General features: G+C 68.5%; 21 protein-coding genes and 1 tRNA gene. 12 read left to right on the top strand and 10 right to left on the bottom strand.

Going from position 1 to position 19,112, the window contains the following annotated elements; all coding sequences use genetic code 11:
• Window positions 1-18: 18 nt before the first annotated feature.
• The 3 genes from QE379_RS03375 to QE379_RS03385 are packed head-to-tail and all read right to left on the bottom strand — an operon-like array spanning window position 19 to window position 6,136.
• Window positions 19-2,601: a cellulosome protein gene (locus QE379_RS03375; protein ID WP_306997830.1), complete on the bottom strand. Its 2,583-nt coding sequence runs from the start codon at window positions 2,599-2,601 to the stop codon at window positions 19-21.
• A gap of 23 nt (window positions 2,602-2,624) precedes the next feature.
• On the bottom strand, window positions 2,625-4,019 hold the full coding sequence (locus QE379_RS03380; RefSeq protein ID WP_306997833.1) for an MFS transporter: 1,395 nt from the start codon (window positions 4,017-4,019) through the stop codon (window positions 2,625-2,627).
• 59 nt (window positions 4,020-4,078) lie between these two features.
• Complete coding sequence (locus QE379_RS03385; RefSeq protein ID WP_306997835.1) at window positions 4,079-6,136, bottom strand: glycoside hydrolase family 31 protein; 2,058 nt, start codon at window positions 6,134-6,136, stop codon at window positions 4,079-4,081.
• Window positions 6,137-6,320: 184 nt separating this feature from the next.
• On the opposite strand from QE379_RS03385, the gene QE379_RS03390 reads away from it, so the two are divergent.
• Together QE379_RS03390 and QE379_RS03395 are read left to right on the top strand one after the other, a co-directional pair.
• Window positions 6,321-7,367 (top strand): substrate-binding domain-containing protein, encoded by a 1,047-nt coding sequence (locus QE379_RS03390; protein WP_306997836.1) that lies wholly within the window; start codon window positions 6,321-6,323, stop codon window positions 7,365-7,367.
• 205 nt (window positions 7,368-7,572) lie between these two features.
• Window positions 7,573-9,513, top strand: a complete 1,941-nt coding sequence (locus QE379_RS03395; protein ID WP_373461712.1) for a beta-L-arabinofuranosidase domain-containing protein — start codon at window positions 7,573-7,575, stop codon at window positions 9,511-9,513.
• 153 nt (window positions 9,514-9,666) lie between these two features.
• Here the strand turns inward: QE379_RS03395 and QE379_RS03400 are convergent.
• A tRNA-Val gene (locus QE379_RS03400) sits at window positions 9,667-9,742 on the bottom strand.
• Between the two features lie 186 nt (window positions 9,743-9,928).
• Between QE379_RS03400 and QE379_RS03405 the strand changes: the two genes are divergently transcribed.
• The 10 genes from QE379_RS03405 to QE379_RS03450 all read left to right on the top strand — a co-directional run bounded on the left by QE379_RS03405 (window position 9,929) and on the right by QE379_RS03450 (window position 16,411).
• Window positions 9,929-10,408 (top strand): hypothetical protein, encoded by a 480-nt coding sequence (locus tag QE379_RS03405; protein WP_306997840.1) that lies wholly within the window; start codon window positions 9,929-9,931, stop codon window positions 10,406-10,408.
• Window positions 10,408-11,718: a DNA-packaging protein gene (locus QE379_RS03410; RefSeq protein ID WP_307003065.1), complete on the top strand. Its 1,311-nt coding sequence runs from the start codon at window positions 10,408-10,410 to the stop codon at window positions 11,716-11,718. The genes QE379_RS03405 and QE379_RS03410 overlap by 1 nt, the downstream gene beginning before the upstream one ends.
• A 153-nt stretch (window positions 11,719-11,871) precedes the next feature.
• On the top strand, window positions 11,872-12,975 hold the full coding sequence (locus tag QE379_RS03415; protein WP_306997842.1) for a phage portal protein: 1,104 nt from the start codon (window positions 11,872-11,874) through the stop codon (window positions 12,973-12,975).
• Window positions 12,972-13,277, top strand: a complete 306-nt coding sequence (locus QE379_RS03420) for a DUF6127 family protein (RefSeq protein WP_306997843.1) — start codon at window positions 12,972-12,974, stop codon at window positions 13,275-13,277. Before QE379_RS03415 ends, QE379_RS03420 begins: the two co-directional genes overlap by 4 nt.
• On the top strand, window positions 13,274-13,654 hold the full coding sequence (locus tag QE379_RS03425; RefSeq protein ID WP_306997845.1) for an HK97 family phage prohead protease: 381 nt from the start codon (window positions 13,274-13,276) through the stop codon (window positions 13,652-13,654). Before QE379_RS03420 ends, QE379_RS03425 begins: the two co-directional genes overlap by 4 nt.
• A gap of 1 nt (window position 13,655) precedes the next feature.
• On the top strand, window positions 13,656-14,654 hold the full coding sequence (locus tag QE379_RS03430) for a phage major capsid protein (protein WP_306997848.1): 999 nt from the start codon (window positions 13,656-13,658) through the stop codon (window positions 14,652-14,654).
• Window positions 14,655-14,852: 198 nt separating this feature from the next.
• Window positions 14,853-15,350, top strand: coding sequence for a hypothetical protein (locus QE379_RS03435; RefSeq protein ID WP_306997850.1), 498 nt, complete (start codon window positions 14,853-14,855; stop codon window positions 15,348-15,350).
• A complete protein-coding gene (locus QE379_RS03440; RefSeq protein ID WP_306997852.1) occupies window positions 15,347-15,736 on the top strand; it encodes a DUF3168 domain-containing protein in 390 nt (129 codons plus the stop codon). Before QE379_RS03435 ends, QE379_RS03440 begins: the two co-directional genes overlap by 4 nt.
• 13 nt (window positions 15,737-15,749) lie before the next feature.
• Window positions 15,750-16,157, top strand: coding sequence for a phage major tail protein, TP901-1 family (locus QE379_RS03445; protein ID WP_306997854.1), 408 nt, complete (start codon window positions 15,750-15,752; stop codon window positions 16,155-16,157).
• Complete coding sequence (locus tag QE379_RS03450; RefSeq protein WP_306997855.1) at window positions 16,154-16,411, top strand: gene transfer agent family protein; 258 nt, start codon at window positions 16,154-16,156, stop codon at window positions 16,409-16,411. Before QE379_RS03445 ends, QE379_RS03450 begins: the two co-directional genes overlap by 4 nt.
• Window position 16,412: 1 nt before the next feature.
• Here QE379_RS03450 and QE379_RS03455 read toward each other — a convergent pair whose 3' ends face one another.
• The 6 genes from QE379_RS03455 to QE379_RS03480 are packed head-to-tail and all read right to left on the bottom strand — an operon-like array spanning window position 16,413 to window position 19,101.
• Entirely contained in the window at window positions 16,413-16,601 is a 189-nt protein-coding gene (locus tag QE379_RS03455) for a hypothetical protein (RefSeq protein WP_306997857.1), read from the bottom strand.
• 2 nt (window positions 16,602-16,603) lie between these two features.
• Window positions 16,604-16,966: a hypothetical protein gene (locus tag QE379_RS03460; protein ID WP_306997859.1), complete on the bottom strand. Its 363-nt coding sequence runs from the start codon at window positions 16,964-16,966 to the stop codon at window positions 16,604-16,606.
• Entirely contained in the window at window positions 16,963-17,385 is a 423-nt protein-coding gene (locus tag QE379_RS03465) for a hypothetical protein (RefSeq protein ID WP_306997861.1), read from the bottom strand. The genes QE379_RS03460 and QE379_RS03465 overlap by 4 nt, the downstream gene beginning before the upstream one ends.
• Window positions 17,382-17,963, bottom strand: coding sequence for a glycoside hydrolase family 108 protein (locus QE379_RS03470; protein ID WP_306997863.1), 582 nt, complete (start codon window positions 17,961-17,963; stop codon window positions 17,382-17,384). Before QE379_RS03470 ends, QE379_RS03465 begins: the two co-directional genes overlap by 4 nt.
• 50 nt (window positions 17,964-18,013) lie before the next feature.
• Entirely contained in the window at window positions 18,014-18,742 is a 729-nt protein-coding gene (locus QE379_RS03475) for a hypothetical protein (protein WP_306997865.1), read from the bottom strand.
• The gene (locus QE379_RS03480; RefSeq protein WP_306997866.1) at window positions 18,742-19,101 is read right to left on the bottom strand and encodes a hypothetical protein; all 360 of its coding nucleotides are present in this window, start codon (window positions 19,099-19,101) and stop codon (window positions 18,742-18,744) included. Before QE379_RS03480 ends, QE379_RS03475 begins: the two co-directional genes overlap by 1 nt.
• Between the last annotated feature and the right edge of the window lie 11 nt (window positions 19,102-19,112).

Here is a 19,112-nt window from a genome sequence, read left to right on the forward strand (position 1 = left end):
CACCTCGAATCGGGGCGTTCAGGGCATGGGCGAGACAGTGATCCGGTCGATATTCGGCGCGAAGCGCGATCGGAGCAGGACGCCGGGCCAGGTCTTGGACGCATAGGTGCGGCCGTCCCAATCGGGCTGTTCCTCGCCCGCGATGCGGATGCTGTTGGTCCCGGCGCGCAGGGTGACGGGCACCGTCATCTCCCACCAGTTGTTGGCGTGGAAGCTGTTGGGGAAGGTCGCCAGGATCGGTTTGGCCCCGTTGATCGAGATGCGCGCGATCCGGGCGAGCGGGTCGGGATTGTAATGCGTCGCCTTGGACTGTTCGTCATTGGAGAATCGGACGGTCAGTGCATAGCTGCCCGCCTTGTCGGCGACGACATTGGGGAAGGTCAGGGTGTTGCGGTTGCCCGGCGCGCCGCCGATGTCGAACACCGCACGTCCACCGCTGGCCAGCGATGCCGCGCCGATCCGTGCGGTTCCGGCGACTTGCGCGGCCTCCGCCTCATAGCGACGGGGGGCGTCGGGGGCGGTGTCGCGGGTGACGTCCAGGCCGCGCAGACGTGCCGCGCCGGTCACTTCGACCTTGTTGATCCCGCCGAGCAGGAACGCCTCGCCCCCGGTCAGAGGCCGGTCGTTGACGCGGATCTGCACGGCGCCGCTGGCGTCAGCGGTGAGTTTCGCCACTTCGTCCTGCGCGCCGTAAACCCAGAAGGTCGCGGTATCGCCGGCCACCATCGCGTCGCGTACATCGTAGCGGACCGTGGCGGCGGCGGGATCGGCGGCGGTCAGGGTGATGCGGTCGACCAGTGCGTTGCCCCGCGTGGCGCGCGTGCCGCCCAGGCTACGCGTCGCCAGTGTCAGGACATGTTTGCCGCGCGTCAGGGTGACCACCGTATCGACATGGTCGAGCACCGAGGGCTTGTAGCCCAGCGGCAGGAACAGCTCGGTCTCGCCCGTCTTCTGCCCGTCGATCCGCAGGAAGACGTTGGTCGCCCCCTGATCGGTGACGAGCGGGTCCTTGTTGAAGGTGCTCGCGAGCACGCGCAAATCGTACCGCCCGGTGCGCGGAACCTCGACCGCGAAGTCGAGCGCGGCGTCGGCGCCGGTCTTGAACCCCTCGACCGAATAGCCGCCCGAGGTGTGGAAGCGGTCGACATGATCCGGCGAGCCCTCCGGTCCGCGTACCGCCAGGCCCTGGCCCCGCCGCGTCGCCTTCTCCGCTTCGTAATCCTGTCGCCAGGGCAGGGCGACGGCGGGGGCCTGCGTCCCTTCCGCCGGGGTGAGCAGCAGCTCATAGGCCGCTTCTTCGCGCAGCGGGGGCAGATTGTCCTGGCCGAAGGTCAGCGCGATCTGGCCGTCCTTCACCGGCAATACCCGCTCCACCATCGTGACCGGCGGAGCGGAATCGCCCAACTGTCCGGTCCAGCCGATCTCGCGCACGCGCACCCGGACCTCGGGGCCGAACGCGGCGGGAACGCGGGCGAGCGCGATCGTCGCGTCGCCGCTCTTGCCGCCGAACAACAGGCGCATCTGCCGCCGCCTGGGGTCGAGCGTCGCCACTCCTTGCAGCGTATAGCTCTGGTCGGGATGCGGCGGGGTGACGGCCAGCGTATGGCCGCTCATCGTCGCATAGGCGTTGAGCAGCCACCATTGCCCGTTGCCGCGATTGGCCTGCACGGCGGAGTCGCTGAGATTCCCGTCGATATTCCAATAGGCGATGTCGGCATCGACCTTGGAATCCTCGATCGCCGCCACCCACTGCACCATCTGGCCGGGGACCGAAGTGTGGTAGTTATAGGCATATTCGTTGATGTTGATGGGCAGGTGGCGGCCCTGCCATTTGGTGCCAGCGAACAGCCGATCCTCCCACTCGCGATACTTGCGCACGCTGGTCCGCACCGCCGCCGGGTTGCTGAGTTCGTGCCAGGTCACCACGTCGGGCATGGTGTCCGCCGCGATGGCGTGGCGCAGAAAGCCTTCGACCTCCGGAAACAGGATGCTGGTGTTCGGCCCCGCGATCCGCGCGCCGGGCAGTTCCTGGCGGATCATCCGCACCGCCCGGTCCCAGGCGTCGTTGAAGGCGGTCGGGTCCTTCTGCCACTTCACGCCGTTGCAGCTCTTGGGACCGTCGGCGAACATGTTGCCGTCGGGCTCGTTATAGGGGACGAAGACGATCCGGTCGCGATAGCGCTTGGCCATGCCCTTCACCTGGCGGACCTGGGCGCGCAACTGCTCGATGTAGTGCGCGACCGATTGCGCGCAGTCGCCGGTCTTCCAGTTGTACGGGAATTCGCGGTTGATATCGGTCATGTAGATATAGGTGTCGCCGCCCGACGCATCGGTCAGCAGGGTCGAGACCTCCAGCGCGTCGGCGCCGGGATGCTGCGGCCCGTCCTGCGCCTTGGTCGAGACGGTGCGAAGCCCGATCCCCTCGACCAGATTGGGATGCGGCAGCCGCGCATCGTACAGGCCATAGAGCGTCCCCGACGCGCCGCCATGGAACGCGCCCGTATCGCTGGCCAGATCGACGGTCAGCCGCTCCTGTGCGGAGGCGGCGATGGCGGTGGAACCGAGCAGCGTGGCGAACAACAGGCGAAGGGGCGAGGACATGGGGCGGGCTTTCGGCTGGAAGGTCATGCGGGGCGCTCGGCGGTCATGCGCGCGATCGTGGCGCGGTTCAGGATCAGGCGGGCGGCGGTTGCGGCGAGTGCGAGGTGCATCAGGCCGGGGATGATCGTCGACAGCGCGCGGATGCCGGTCAGCGACAGTGGCGTCTGGTTGCCCGCCCCCGCCTTGTACGACACGATGACCAGCACGCCGCTGATCAACACCCCCGCCAGCGCCCAGGCGAGTTTGACGAAGAACTGGTTGAAGGCGAAGCTCATGCCCGAGGAGCGCATCCCCAGCTTCCACTCGCCATATTGGTCGGCCAACTGGATCAGGGTGAAGTGCAGCGGCAGGGTGCAGCCCAGCACGATGCAGCACAGGCCGACCAGCACCAGCCAGAGCATCGGATAGCCGCCCGGCACGAAGAAGGCGGCGAAATGCCCCGCAACCAGGATCAGGTTCACCCAGACATAGACGGTCTTCACGTCGAACCGCCGAGTGAAGAAGGGCACGATCACCGAACCCATGAACCCGCCCGCCGTCGCGATGCCGAAGAACAGCGCCTGATAGGTGGTGTCGCCGCCCAGCACATAGGTGATGAAATAGAGCGCCGCGCCGCCCTTGGTATTGAAGATGCCGATCAGCAGCAGCGTCATGACGAAGGTCAGGCGCAACTGGTCGTTCTTCAACGTGGTGGCGATGGCGACCTTCAACGGTACTTCGGCACTGTCGGCGGCGACCACCCGCTCACGCACGAACAGGAAGCAGATCAGGAACATCACCACGGCGGCCAGGCTGAGGATCGCCACTCCGTCGCGATAGCCGCGCGCGATGTCGGTGCCCCCCAACTGGCGGACCATGATCGGCAGTCCGACCGAAACGCAGAAGGAGGCGATGGCGACCAGCGCGAAACGCACCGACTGGCACGCCACGCCCTCGCGCGCGCTGTCGGTCATGCGGGTGATCAGCGCGCAATAGGGGACGTTGTTGAGCGAGTAGGAGAAGGCGAGCAGGAAATAGGTGACGGCCGCATAGGCGACCTTGCCGTCATAGCCGAGGTCGGGGGACTGGAAGGTCAGGAAACAGGCCAGGCCCACGGGGATCGCGGTCCACAGCAGATAGGGGCGGAACCGGCCCCAGCGGGTCGAGGTGCGGTCGGCCATGATGCCGATCAGGGGATCGGACACCGCGTCGAAGATGCGCAGCGACAGGAACAGGATGCCGACGATCCCCGGCGCCAGGCCGAAGACGTCGGTATAATAGAAGGTCAGGAAATTGGCGATCAGCCCGGTGACGATCGTGCCCCCCGCATCGCCGAGGCCGTAGCAGAGCTTTTCGACGAACGGGATCGACGCCGCCTGACCGTCGGTCGGCTGCGGTTCCATCGCCCTTATGGCGTGGTCGGCGATCGATGCTGCCATTATCCTGTCCCTTATTCCCGGTTCGCCTTTTGACGATCCCGTCTTGTCATGTCCCGCGATCAGTTCCGCGCGTCGAAAGCATCCGCCACACCCGCACCGTCGCGCAGGAAGACGGGTATTCGCTCGACCGGGGCGGTGCAGGCGATGTCGACGCCGCCCTCGATCCGCTCACCGGTCCAGGCGTCGCGCCAGAGGCCGTGGGGCAGATAGACGCTCCGTTCCGTCACGCCCGCCGCGGTCACCGGCGCGACCAGAATGTCGGGGCCGAACATATATTGATCGTCCACCGCCCAGGCGCGCGGATCGTCGGGATAGTCATAGAATATCGGCCGCATCAGCGGATCGCCGCTCTCATGCGCCGCCCGCATCAGCGACGCGACATAGGGTCGCAACCGCTCGCGCAGGGCGGCATAGTCGCGCAGGATCGCGAACACCGGCTCGCCGAAGCTCCATAGCTCGTTGCCCGCGCCCGTGTCGCACTGGGCGACGCCGTCGCGGAACGGCTCGGCGGGCGGGGTGATCGGATCGCGGTGACCGTGCATCCGCAGGATCGGCGTGAACACCGCCCATTGGAACCAGCGGATCATCAGCTCGTGGAAGGCGGGATCCCCGACATTGCCGCCATGGAAGCCGCCGATATCGGTGGTCCACCAGGGAATCCCCGCCATTGCCATGTTGAGCCCGGCGCTCAGCTGGTTGCGCATCGCCTCGAACGAGGAATGGATGTCCCCCGACCAGACCAGCGCGCCGTAACGCTGGCTGCCCGCCCAGGCGCAGCGGACCAGGCTGACGATCTCCGTCTCGCCCTCGGCGCGGAGCCCGTCGTGAAAAGCCTGGGCGTAATGGAGCGGATAGGCGTTGCCGACCTCTAGCACACTGCCCGCATGATAACGGTAATTGTCGAAATCATAGGCGCTGTATTCGGGCTCGGCCTCGTCCAGCCAGAACAGCGCGACGCCCTTGTCGCGGTAGTTGCGCTTCGTGGTCTGCCACAGGAAATCGCGCGCGCCGGGATGGGTCACGTCGATGAAACGGGTATTGCCGAGGAATTCCTGCTGCACGTCGAGCCCGCGCATCGCGCGCACCAGATAGCCCTTCTCCGCCATCGTGGCATAGTTTTCCGAACGGTGATCGACCGTTGGCCAGACCGAGACGAGCAACTCGGTCCCCATCGCCTTCAACTCGGCGGTCATCGCGGCGGGATCGGGCCATTCGCGCTCGTCGAAGCGCCAGTCGCCCTGCACCGGCCAGTGGAAGAAGTCGGCGACGATCACCGCCAGCGGAATGCCGCGCGCATGATAGTCGCGCGCGACCGCCAGCAATTCGTCCTGCGTGCGGTAGCGCAGCTTGCTCTGCCACAGGCCCAGCGCATAGTCGGGCATCATCGGCACGGTGCCGGTGACGGCGGCATAGTTGCGCAGGATCTCGGCCGGAGCGTCGGCGGCGGTGATCCAGTAATCCACCTCGCGCGCCGCCCGCGCGGTCCAAGTCGCGCCATTGGCGGCGAAATGCACCTCGCCCACGGCGGGGATGTTCCACAACAGGCCATAGCCATGGCTCGACACGACGAAGGGCACGCTCGCCTGCGAATTGCGCTGCGCCAGTTCCAGGGTGCAGCCCGCCAGATCCAGATTGGGCTGCTGGTACTGGCCCATGCCGTACAGCCGCTCGCCCGGCTTCGCCTCGAACCGGACGGTGATCCGCGCCTCGTCGCCGGGCAGCGATTTGAACTCGCGCCCCGACAGGCCGAGCGCGCTGATCGTGCGGACCTCCTTTGTGCCGACCGTCCAATATTGGCTGATCGTGTCGCGCTGCCGCCACTTTTCCTCCAGCAGCACCTCGCCCCGTGCATTCAGGAAGCGGACACGGCCCTGAAGATCGACTTCGGCGGTGATGCGGCCATGGGTGATGCGGGCGGTGCCGCCATCGCGAGTGACGACCGGCGCGGACGGCGTCGTATCCCTGGGGGCGTCGAGCAGTGCGCCGGCCCGCGCACCCCGATCGGGAAAGGACGATGCCCGCAGCCTCAGGCCATCGGGGCCATGTGCCTCGATGCGCAGCCAGTTGCCGTCATAGGCCCAGCCGATGGCACGAGTCTCCAGAACGAGCGTGTCCAAGCCCTATTTCCTCTCAACGCCATTCTGCGATGGCCGTAAACGTTTACGGATAATCGCTCCGACAAATGGCGCTGTCAATGCCCCTGTGCGAGTGGGCTTGAAACTCGCTCTTCTGCAAGTGTGCAAACGGCCTCCCAGATCAATGCCTCTTGTGCCGATCGCGCCACACCGCGATCACGGGCGCATGGACATACGCGAGCTCGCCCATCATCTCGGCCTGTCGATCGGCACGGTGTCGCGCGCATTGAACGACCGCAAGGACGTCAGCCCCGCGACGCGGCAGCGGGTGGTCGAGGCCGCGCGGGCCTTCGGCTATATCCCCAACCAGTCGGGCCGGACGTTGCGCAGCGGGCGGACGGGGACGGTCGGTTTCATGCTGACGCTGGAGCATGACAGCGCGATTCACGGCGACCCGTTCTTCATGGCGCTGCTGGAGGGGTTGCAGAACGGGCTGGGCGAACATGACCTCGATCTGGTCGTGCTGCTGGCGCGCAAGGGGGAGGACGGGCTGACCTTCCTGCGGCGGCATGTGTCGCGTCGCACGGTCGATGGCTGGGTGCTGTCGGGAACGCAGCATGACGATCCCCGGATCGCCTTCCTGCTGGACCAGGCCATCCCCTTCGTCGCGCTGGGGCGGACCGACACCGCGCGCGATTACGCCTGGATCGACCTGGATTTCGAAGGGGTGGTGAGCGAGGCGATGGCGCTGCTGATCGGGGCGGGGCATCGCCGCATCGGGCTGGTCGCGCCGCCCGCGACGATCAACAACAGCCATATCGTCGTGCAGCGCTATCGCGACGCGCTGGCGCAGGCGGGGATCGGCTTCGACCCCGCGCTGGTCCATCATGGCGAGACGGATGAGAGCGACGGCGAAGCGACCGCCAGAGAGTTGATGGCGCTCGCCGACCGCCCGACCGCACTGCTGCTGATGGGCGAGACCGCGCCGGTCGGGGCGTATCGCGCGTTGCGTCGGCTGGGGCTGGAGCCGGGGCGCGACGTGGCGGTGATCGGTCTGCGCGACAATCCCGCCTGCCGCGCGCTGTCGCCGGACCTGACCTGCTTCTCGCTGGAACTGGGCGATCTGGGCCTGGCGCTGGCCCAGGCGCTGGTCGCGATGCTGCCGGAACATCGGGGCGTCGATGACCCGCCCGTCCGGATGCTGTGGAAGATGGCACTCCGCCTGGGGCAAAGCCACCTGACGCGTGGCCAAGCGCCGATCCCGATAGCCTGACGGGGAAAGAGACTGTCCGACAAATAAATCCTGCTTCGCAAGGGACGGCCGGGGGCTCATATCGGCGGTTTTGCTATCCTCCACCGTGCTGAAGTCTTGAACGGGGAGGATCGGAACCGGTTTTTGGCCACCGGCAAATATATGTTGCGCCCGCCACCCGAGCATGGCTACCCATGGGAAAAATAGAATTAGTCGGAGAAGATCGATGCGCCCATGCTGCCATGCCCCGTCGCGTCGCGACGTCCTTGCGACTGCCAGCATCGGCGCGCTGGCGACTGGATGGGGGGCGGTGATGCCCGCCGTCGCCTGGGCGCAGGCCAAGGCGATCAGCGCCGCACCCGCCACGATGGTCCAGCCCTTCGACATGGCCGATGTGACGCTGGCGGACAGTCCCTTCCTCCATGCGCAGAAGATGACCGAGGCGTATCTGATGCGCCTGCAACCCGATCGGCTGCTCGCCAATTTCCGCACCAATGCCGGTCTGAAGCCCAAGGCGCCCGTCTATGGCGGCTGGGAATCGGAGCCGATGTGGGACGAGATCAACTGCCATGGCCATACGCTGGGCCATTATCTGTCCGCCTGCGCGCTGGCTTACCGCGCGACCAAGGACAAGCGCTATCGCCAGCGGATCGACTATATCGCGAATGAACTGGCCGCGTGCCAGAAGGCGGCGGGTACCGGCCTGGTCTGCGCCTTCCCCAAGGGCCCCGCGCTGGTCGCCGCGCATCTGCGGGGTGAGCCGATCACCGGTGTGCCCTGGTATACGCTGCACAAGGTCTATGCGGGGCTCCGCGACTCGGTACTGCTGGCGGATAGCGCGCCGTCGCGCGCGGTGCTGATCCGGCTGGCCGATTGGGGCGTGGTGGCGACTCGGCCGCTGTCGGACGAACAGTTCGAGGCGATGCTGCAAACCGAATATGGCGGCATGAACGAGGTCTATGCCGACCTGTATTTCATGACCGGCAACGAGGATTATCGGGCGCTGTCCCGGCGTTTCTCGCAAAAGGCGGTGATGAACCCGCTGGTCAAGGGGCAGGATCATCTCGACGGGATGCACGCCAACACGCAAATCCCCAAGATCATCGGTTTCCAGCGTGTGTTCGAGGCGACCGGCGACGACCAGTATCGGAATGCGGCGGCGTTCTTCTGGCGGACGGTGGCGCATACCCGCGCCTTCGCGACCGGCGGCCATGGCGATGGCGAGCATTTCTTCGCCATGGCCGATTTCGACAAGCATGTGTTCTCGGCCAAGGGCTCGGAAACCTGCTGCCAGCACAACATGCTGAAGCTGACCCGCGCCTTGTTCCTGCACGATCCGCGCGCCGAATATGCCGATTATTACGAACGCACGCTCTACAACGGCATCCTCGCCTCGCAGGACCCGGATTCGGGGATGGCGACCTATTTCCAGGGCGCGCGGCCGGGGTACATGAAGCTCTATCACACCCCCGAAGACAGTTTCTGGTGCTGCACCGGCACGGGGATGGAAAATCATGTGAAGTATCGCGACTCGATCTACTTCCATGACGATCGCGCGCTCTATGTGAACCTGTTCATCCCCTCCAGCGTGACCTGGGCCGACAAGGGCGCTGTGCTGACCCAGGCGACCCGTTTTCCGGAGGCGGGGAACACCGAGTTCCGCTGGAAGCTGCGCCAGCCGACCGAGCTGACGCTGAAACTGCGCCACCCGAAATGGAGCCGGGCCGCGACCCTGCTGGTCAACGGGGCCGAGGTCCAGCGCTCGGACAAACCGGGCAGCTATGCCGAGGTGACCCGGACGTGGAAGAGCGGCGACACGGTCGAATGGCGGATGGTCATGGAACCCGGTGTCGAAAGCGCCCCGGCCGCGCCGGACATCGTCGCCTTCACCTATGGCCCGCTGGTGCTGGCGGGCGCGCTGGGCCGTGAAGGGCTGGCGCCGGGCGCGGACATCATCGTCAACGAGCGCAAATATGGCGAATATAACGACACGCCCTTCCAGGCGCCGACCCTGTCGGGTGAGCCAGAGCAACTGACGAAGACGATCACGGCGACGGGCAAGCCATTGGAGTTCACCATCCCGGCGGCGGACGGACAGCCGGTGCGGCTGATCCCGTACCACCGGATCGCGCATGAACGCTATGCGACCTATTGGAAGCTCGCCTGATCGTCCGCACCGTCGCCCCGGCGAAAGCTGGGGCCTCTGGCGAGTGGAAGACCGATAGCGGCGAAAAATCCCAGCCTTCGCTGGGATGACGGTTGATAGGACAAGCCGCCCCGATCTTCGCCGGGGTGGTGCGGTTGAGTTGACGTCGGAGCATGGTGGGCGATGACGGGCTCGAACCGCCGACATTCTCGGTGTAAACGAGACGCTCTACCAACTGAGCTAATCGCCCCCTTGGGGTAAGCCCCGCCTAATGCCGATGCGTTTTGCGTCTGGCAAGCCGCTTTTGCTGTCCAAACCCATTTGGTTCGTTTGTTGGATACAAACCCGCCTGCCATCGGTACATAACGGGAACATCGAGGGCGGGTACGACCGGGGGAGCGGTCGGGACCGGCTCGATGCTTCGAGGGGAGCGGGGATGGCCGGAACGGGGGAGGGCGCGCGGTGGACGCAGGCGCGGCGACGGCAATTCCTGGAGGCGCTGGCGGTCAGCGCCGATGCGGGGGTGGCGGCTCGGGCGGTGGGAGAGACGCTCGGGGCCGTCCTTTCGCTCAGGCGGCGCGACCGGGCCTTTGGCGAGGCCTGGGACCAGGCGATCGGGGCGGCCCATGCGCTGGTCGAGGAGGGGCTGCTGCGCCGGATGCTCGCCCTGTTGGCGGCCGGGGACGGGGAGGGAGGCGGAGAGGCCGGTGCGGGGACCACCGGCCTCTCCATCACCCCGCCGCTCCACGCGACCGAGGTGCAACTCTATTTGAAGCTGCTCGCACGCCGCGATGCGCTGGCCCAGGCGGGTGACTCGGGCAACGAGGCGGCGCGGGCGAGCGCGGCGGAAACCGATGCGGCGCTGGAACGCGCGCTTGATGGACTGGCGCGGCGGCGGTTGAAGGGGATGGCGTGATGGCGAGGGAGGATGCGGCGACGCGGCTCGCCACGCTGGCGATGCTGGAACCGGCGGCGCGCGAACAGGCGCTGGCCGCTTTGACCCCGGCGCAGAAGCGCGAGCTGGTCGAGCGATGGGAATTATGGGCGCATGACGGACAGGTCGCGCCGCCGGGCGACTGGCGCGTGTGGCTGATCCGGGCGGGGCGCGGGTTCGGCAAGACCCGCGCCGGAGCGGAATGGGTGAGCGCGCTGGCCCGCGAGAATCCGGGGGCGCGGATCGCACTGATGGGCGCGACCCTGCGCGATGTCGAGCGGGTGATGGTGCGCGGCGAGAGCGGGCTGCTGGCGGTGGCGCGCAAAGGGGAGACGCCCAAATGGATCGGCAGTCTGGGGCAGGTGCATTTCGCGTCGGGTGCGATCGGCTTCGCCTATTCGGCGGCGGCGCCCGAGGCGTTGCGAGGCCCGCAGCATCATGCCGCCTGGTGCGACGAATTGGGCAAGTGGAAGGGGGAGGCCGGGTGGGACAATCTGATGATGACGCTCCGGCTGGGGGACTTCCCCCGCGTGCTGGTCACGACCACGCCGCGCGCGACGCCCTTGATGCGCAAGGTCATGGCGCTGCCCGATTGCGTCGAGACGATCGGACGGACCAGCGACAATGCGCATCTGCCCGACAGCTTCCAGGAGGCGATGCTGGCGCAATATGGCGACACGCGGCTGGGGCGGCAGGAACTGGACGGCGAGATGGTCGACGACCGCGAGGGGGCCTTGTGGACCCGCGCGCTGCTCGACCGGCAGCGGGCCAAGACGGTGCCCGCGCTCGACCGGGTGGTGGTCGGCGTCGATCCGCCCGCGACCAGCAGCGGCGATGCCTGCGGGATCGTCGCGGTCGGCCTGGGGCGCGACGGCCATGGCTATGTGCTGGAGGATGCCAGCGAGGCGGGGCTGTCGCCCGAGGGCTGGGCGGCGCGGGTGGCGGGGTGTGCCAGGCGCAACCGCGCGGACCGGGTGGTGGCCGAGCGCAACCAGGGCGGCGACATGGTGGAAAGCGTGCTGCGGCTCGCCGATCCGACCCTGCCGGTGCATCTGGTCTATGCCTCGATCGGCAAGGCGGCGCGGGCGGAGCCGGTGTCGTTCCTCTATGCACAAGGGCGGGTGTGGCATTCGCGCGGCTTCCCGGCGCTGGAGGACGAACTGTGCGGGCTGGGCGTGGCGGGGGCCTATGAGGGGCCGGGCCGTTCGCCCGACCGGGCGGATGCCTTGGTCTGGGCGCTGACCGAACTGATGCTGTCGGGGCGGGGGCCGCCGGGGATACGGAATTTGTGAGGGCAATCCTCCCCGGCACGGGGAGGGGGACCGCCGCAGAGCGGTGGTGGAGGGGGATCGCCGCTGGGGACGTCCTGTGTGGAAGCCCCCCTCCGTCAGCGCTGCGCGCTGCCACCTCCCCGTGCCGGGGAGGAGCATAGAGGAGATTCGATCATGAGGATGTTCGGTCGCAAGACCGGGCGGGGGGCCGCGCGTCCTTTGCTCGGGCTGGGTTTGGCGCGTTCGGGGGTGCCGCTGACGGGGGCGGCGCAGTCCTATGAAAGCCAGGTGCGCGAGGGCTATCTGCGCAACCCCGTGGCGCAACGCGCGGTGCGCATGGTCGCGGGCGGACTGGCGGAAGCACCGCTCAGCGCCTCGCATCCCGAACTGGTCGCGCTGGTCGCGGCACGGAGCGAAGGGCAGGCGCTGCTGGAGACGGTGGCGACGCATCTGCTGCTGCACGGCAATGCCTATGTGCAAATCCTGCGCGATGCGGAGGGGGAGGTCGCCGAACTATTCGCGCTGCGGCCCGAGCGGGTGACGATGGAACTGGACGCGAGCGGCTGGCCCGCCGCCTTCCTCTACCGCGCGGGCGGACGGGTGACGACATTGCCGGTCGATCCGGTGCGCCCGCAGGTCGTGCACCTGAAAAGCTGCCATCCGCTCGACGATCATTATGGGCTGGGCTGTCTGGGCGCGGCGGCGGGGGCGATCGCGATCCACAATGCGGCGGCGGCGTGGAACCGGGCGCTGCTCGACAATGCGGCGCGGCCTTCGGGGGCGCTGGTCTATGATCCGGGTGACGGCTCGACCCTGACCCCCGACCAGTTCGAGCGTTTGCGCGCTGAGATGGAGGGTTTTGCCGGAAGCGGCAATGCCGGCCGTCCGCTGCTGCTCGAAGGCGGGCTCAAGTGGCAGGCGATGAGCCTGACCCCGGCGGAACTGGACTTCATCGCCGCCAAATCCTCGGCGGCGCGGGAGATCGCATTGGCCTTTGGGGTGCCGCCGATGCTGCTCGGCCTGCCGGGTGACAATACCTATGCCAATTACCGTGAAGCGAACCGCGCGCTGTGGCGACAGGCGATCCTGCCGCTGGCCGGCGCGATCCTGAGCGGCCTTTCGCAGGGGCTGGCGGGCTGGTTCGAGGGGGCGAGCCTGTCGGTCGATGTGAACCGCGTCACCGCGCTGGCCGAGGAGCGCCAGATGCTGTGGCAGATGGCGGCGGGGGCCGACTTCCTCGATCCGGCGGAGAAGCGCCAGATGGTCGGCTTGTCATGAGCGGCGACGTTCTGGCGCGGCTGCTGGCGCAGGCGGCGGATAGTGGTGCCGATCTCGTGACCTTGCGCGCGGTGGCGGAGGAAGCGGGGGAACTCGGTGCGACGCGCGCGCTGACCCGGCTGGGCCTGTCGGACGCGGATGCGGCGGGCGATGTCGCGGAATTGCGCGAACTGCTTTCGGCATGGCGCGAGGCCAAGTCGTCGGTGTGGAAGAGCGCGGTCGGCTGGGTGACCCGGTTGCTGGGCGCATTGCTGCTGGCGGGGATCGCGATGCGGCTGGGGATGGAGGACTGGCTGAAATGAGCCTGAGCTTCACCGGCTATGCCGCGATCTGGGACCGGATGGACCGGGCGGGCGACGTCATGCGGCGCGGGGCCTTTGCGGGTGCGCCTCTGGTGCCGCTGCTCTGGCAGCACCGGGGGGAGCCGATGGGCCGCATCACCACACTGGCCGAGGACGATAGCGGCCTCGCGGTCGAGGGGGTGGTCGAGGACCCGGCGCTCGCCGCTTTGGTCCGCTCGGGCGCGGTGGCGGGGCTGTCGGTCGGATACCGGCCGCGCGTCGTCCATCAGGGGGCCGCCCGCGCGATCCTGTCGGCCGAGCTTCTCGAAATCAGCCTGGTGACGGTGCCGATGCAGCCGCTCGCCCGCGTGATTCACATTTTGACCAAGGGGGATTGATATGGACGTGATCGTAAGACCCGTGCTGGACGGCGCGGCGAGCAAGACCGATGGCGCGTTCGGCGGCTATGTGCGCAGCGGCACGACCGTCGAGTTGAAGGCCTTTACCGGCACCACCGGCGACAGCGGCGGCTTCGCCGTCCCGCGTGAGATCGACGCGACCATCGCCTCGGTGCTGAGGAACGTCTCGCCGATCCGCGGCATCGCCAATGTGGTGAGCGTGGGGTCGGCGGGCTATCGCAAGCTGGTGACCACCGGCGGCACGCCCTCGGGCTGGGCGAGCGAGACGGCGGCGCGGCCCGAAACGGCGACGCCCAGCTTCGTCGAACTCGCGCCGCCGATGGGCGAACTCTACGCCAATCCGTCGGCCAGCCAGGCGATGCTGGACGATGCGGCCTTCGATGTGGAGGGCTGGCTCGCGGGTGAGATCGCGACCGAATTCGCGCGGGCCGAGGGGCAGGCCTTCGTCAATGGGTCGGGCGTCAACCGGCCCAAGGGGTTCCTGGCCAACGCCATCTCGACCGCCAAGGACGGCGCGCGCCCGTTCGGCACGCTGCAATATCTGGCGACCGGCGCGACGGGGGCGTTCGGGGCGAAGCCGGAGGAGCGGCTGCTCGATTTGGTCCAGAGTCTGCGCGCGCCGTATCGCCAGGGCGCGTGCTTCGTGATGAATGCGGCGACGTCGGCCAGCATCCGCAAGATGAAGACGACGGACGGCCAGTTCCTCTGGGCACCCGGCCTGGCGGCGGGGCAGCCCGCCAACCTGCTCGGCTATCCGGTGATCGAGGCGGAGGACATGCCCGACATCGCGGACAATGCCTGCGCCATCGCCTTCGGCAATTTCCAGGCGGGCTATCTGATCACCGAGCGCGCGGAAACCGCGATCCTGCGCGATCCGTACAGCAACAAGCCGTTCGTGACCTTCTACGCCACGCGGCGAGTCGGCGGCTGTGTCAGCGACTCGGAGGCGATCAAGCTGATGAAGTTCGCGACGAACTAAATCGCTGAAAAATCGGGGCAGCCGGCAGGAGGCTGCCCCGTAGTTCAGGGAGGATGCCGAACCCGGCCGGGGGAAGGACCGGGCCGACATCGCCGATGCCCAAGGGGGAGGCGGGCAGCGGCTGGCCGAGTCTCTGCTCCTCAACTGTGACGCCCGTGTGTCGGACCTGTCGCAACTTGTATCGGTGAAGGAGAATTCATGATGAGCGGGACGATGGACCCCATGCCCGCAGCGACGGTCACGGCGGCGGCGGGTGCGGCCCGTGCGCTGTTGCGGCTGGAGGAGGGCAATGAGGCCGCGCTGCTCGAACGGATCGCGGGCGTGGCGCTTGGGCTGGCCGAATCCTTTTGCGGGCAGGTGCTGATTCAGCGGATCGTCGAGGAACGCTTGCCGGGTGCGCCGGAGTGGCAGTCGCTGTCGGCGACACCGGTGGTCGCGATCCTGTCCGGCGGCGAAGGCGAGATCGACCGCGACGGACGCGGCTGGATCCGGGCGGGGGAGGCCGTGGTGGTGCGCTATCGCGCCGGGCTCGCCGTCGGCTGGGCGGCGCTGCCTCCGGAGATCGCGCACGGGGTGGTGATCATGAGCGCGCATCTGTTCGACAATCGCGATGCCGCCGCCGTGCCGCCCGCCGCTGTGGCCGCGCTGTGGCGACCCTGGCGGCGGATGCGGCTCGACAGCCCGAGGCGGGCATGACCGCGCGGGAGGCCTTTCGGGCCGGGCTGATGAGCGCCCTGCACCCGGTGTTGCAACCGCTGGCGGTGAGCCTGTTCGACGCCGTGCCCGTCCGGGCCAGCGTGCCGCAGGCGGTGCTGGGCGAGCCGACCGACACCGACTGGAGCGCGGCGGGGATCGAGGGGCACGAACTCCGCGTCACCCTGACCCTGGTCGATGAGGGCGAGCGGCCTCTTCGACTGCGCAGGGCGATGCAGGCGGTGGAAGGATGCGTGCTTTCGGATGCGCTGGCCGATGGCTGGCGGGTGGCGAGGTGGACCGTGATGGCGACCCGCATGGCGAAGACGGGCGCGCGCTGGACGGCGAGCGTCGAGTGGCGCGCCCGGCTGTGGCGCGTGGGGCAATAGGGAGCAAACGGACATGGCAATCGAAAAGGGAAGCGCCTTTCTGCTCAAGATCGGCGACGGGGCGGAGCCGCCCGCCTTCGCCACGATGGCGGGGCTGCGCACGACGCAACTGTCGATCAATGGCGAGACGGTGGTGGTGACCAACAAGGATTCGGGCGGCTGGCGCGAATTGCTGTCGGGCGCGGGCGTGCGGCATGTCAGCGTCGCTGGCGCGGGCGTCTTCACCGGATCGGCGGCGGAGGCACGGATGCGCGGCCATGCGCTGGCGGGGACGATCGAGAGCTATCGGTTGAGCTTCGAGAGCGGCGGGTCGATGACCGGGCGGTTCCTGGTGTCGCGGCTGGATTACAGCGGCGATTTCGGGGGCGAGCGGACCTATACGCTGGCCCTGGAAAGTTCCGGCCCGGTGGTGGCGGCATGAGCGTGGGCGCGAACCCGGTGCGGGGCGAGGCTCCGTTGCGCGTCGGCGGTGCGGAACTGGTCGTGCGACCCAGCTTCCAGGCGCTGGTCGCGGCGGAGGGCGAACTGGGCCCGCTGTTCGAACTGGTCGAGCGGGCGGGCGAGGGCAAGCTGTCGCTGGGCGAGGCGGCGACGCTGATCTGGCATTGCCTGCGCGAGGTGCCCGATGTAGCCGGTCAAAAATTTCGGCCAATAAATCGGCAAATCGGCCAATAATTCACCGGGCGGCGGCTTGAACCTGTTCGTGGAGCCGGTCGCTCTGCTCGATCGCGGCGGTTCGCAGGCGCTGTAATTCGGCCCGGTCCGCGTCGCTGACCAGCGCCTTGAAACCCTCGTACAACTTCATTGCAGCGGGCGTTGCAGCGCCCACGATCTCGATCGCCTTGAGGATCGTCGCGAGGTCCATGGTCAGCATCCCTCCCGGTTGAGCAGCACGCGAATTGCGCCCCGCGCGGTGGCGACGTCGCTGGCCACCGTCGCATCCCGCCGGTCCGCAGCGGCCCGCGCCACCGTGACCGCGCGGTGCGCCTTGTCGTCCAGGACAGCGATGCAACGGCGCTGGGCGGCGTCGAGCTGGCCGGAATGGAGCGCGGTCAGCGCGCCGATCGCGACCGCCTGATAGGCCAGCTCGACCGACAGCGCGGCCTGTTCGGCCAGCCGGTGGTCGTCCCGGTCGGTCGCGCAGCCGGGAAGCATCCCGATCGCCGCGACCGCGCCGATCGCCACCACGCCCGGCACGAGGAACGACAGCCTTTCGACCGCGCCCTTCACCGGACACCCCGCAAGCGCTCGACCGACTTCGCCAGTCCATAGCCCGACGCCAGCGTCCCGATCAGCACGACGATGTCGGTCGGGATGCCCGCCAGAAAGGCGGTGGAGGCGGCGACCATCGCGGCGGCGGCGCGGGGCGATACCATCGCGACCAGCCCCACCGACGCGGCCCCGGCGGTGGGGATCGCCATCAACGCGCCGACGCACAGCGGACGGATGGAGCGGGCCAGCGCCGTCATCCAGGCGGGTGCGCCGGGGCCCAGGTCGAGCATGTCCAGCCCGCCCGGCACCTCGACCCCCAGGCGAAGGCCATCGGCCATGGCCGGGTCGAACGCGATCGCGGGCGGCAGGCCCGCCGCATCGTGGGTGCCCGTCTCGAACGGCGAAGGGGAGCCATTGTCGCGCAGCGGCGGGGTCATGCGGCTTTCCTGAAAGGGGCGAGGATGGGGAACCAGACGCGCCGGGCCCAGCCCAGCACGAAATCTTCATTGGCGGCGCGCAACTCGGCCAGTTCGATGTAGCGCGCGCCCTGAAGCGCGTTGAGATAGGCCAGCGTCGCATCGCGCCCCACCACGCCCCGGCGGGCGATCAGCGCGCGCAACGCCGACGCGGTGGCGGGCCCGGCGCTGCCGTCGACCTTCAGGTCGGGATAATCCCGCCCTTGCCGGTTCAGGGCGTTCAGCACGCGCTGGAGGAAGGTCACCGCGACGCCGACGCCCATGTTGACGGCGGTGTCGAACAGCTCGGCGGCGATCGCCCGGTCGACCGCCGCGATCCAGTCCAGGCCGATGCGATCCCAGTAGAGGCGGCGATAGATGGACAGCGCCCGCGCCTTGGGCAGGTCGGCCATCGCGCCGGTATAGCCATCGGCCCGCGCCACCGCCTCGGTGATGCCCCATTGGGTCGCGCCGCCCCGGTCGGAGGGGTGGTCGCTGAAACCGCCCTCGATGCCCAGCGTGTGGGCGGCGGCCTCTTCAAAGGGGGAAAGGACGGTCATCGCTGATCCCTTGCCACGACCGCGCGGCGCGGACTGGGGGCGCTGGCGCATCAGGCCCAGTCGCCGATCGCCATGGGCAGCTTGGAGGTGCCGTCCGCCTGGCGCTCGAACGTCTCCAGCTTGGGGAAGCGCCCCCAATGGATGCGCTCGTTCAGGCCCTCGGTCCCCGCCTCGTCCTCGATCGCGAGGAAATCGCCGGTCGTGCCCAGGTCGAGTTGCATCGCATAGAGCCGGTCGCGCATCGGATCGGGCAGGTCCACCATCGTCCAGGCAAAGCCGCCCGCCACCGCGCCGGGCTCGCCGCCGAAGCCGCCGGACGACAGCCGCTCCGACCGGCCCGTATCGACCAGCGGGCGACCGGAGCCGTGCTCGAACGCCGTCCGCATCGCCAGCCCGACGACCGCGATCCCCGCGCGGATCGGGGCGGCGGCGGCGACCTTGAGCTGGAGATAGCGGGTCGTGACCGGAGCGGGCAGGACGCACAGGCCATGCCGCAGGACCGGCGCGCGGCGATAGCTGTGCGCGAAGACGCCCGCGACAGCCGCTCCGTCCAGGCCCGGCACGACCGAGAAGCCGTCCGTCGCCGCCGCCGTGGTGAAGCCCAGCACGATCCGGTCGACGGCCTGCGCGCTGCCCAGGTCCAGGACGATGGTCGCCTGTGCGGCGGCGGCGGCAAAGGCTTCGCGCGGCGACGGGGTGGCGAGGTTGCCCAGCCCGGCCCCGCCGGACGACCGGCCCTGGTCGACCGTGAAGGCCAGCGGTTGAACGATCGACAGCATCAGGCCCCCAGGCGTTTCAGGACGGTCAGCGCCGTCGTGTTGTTGTCCAGTTCGCGCGCCTCGATCACGAAGACGAGGTCGCCGGGCTTATAGTCGAGCCGGGTGCAGTCGGCGGCGATGCAGCGCCCTTGCAGGTCGGCCCGCGCGCCGGTCACGATCGCGACGTCCTCGACCATCGGAAAGGCATAGAAGGCCGCCAGCCGCGCGCCCTCCGCCTGCGCGCCCGCCTCGGTGGCGAAGGGGCTGGCCGACGTGATCGTCCGCCCCTTGGGCCAGCGGGCGGCGGAGGCGGTCGCCACCGGCAATTCGCGCTGTTCGGCCTTGAGCTGGGCGGCATAGCCCGCCGCTACGTCGGTCATCGTCGGTCTCC

This window comes from Sphingomonas sp. SORGH_AS_0879 (assembly GCF_030819175.1).
Taxonomy (GTDB): Bacteria; Pseudomonadota; Alphaproteobacteria; order Sphingomonadales; family Sphingomonadaceae; genus Sphingomonas.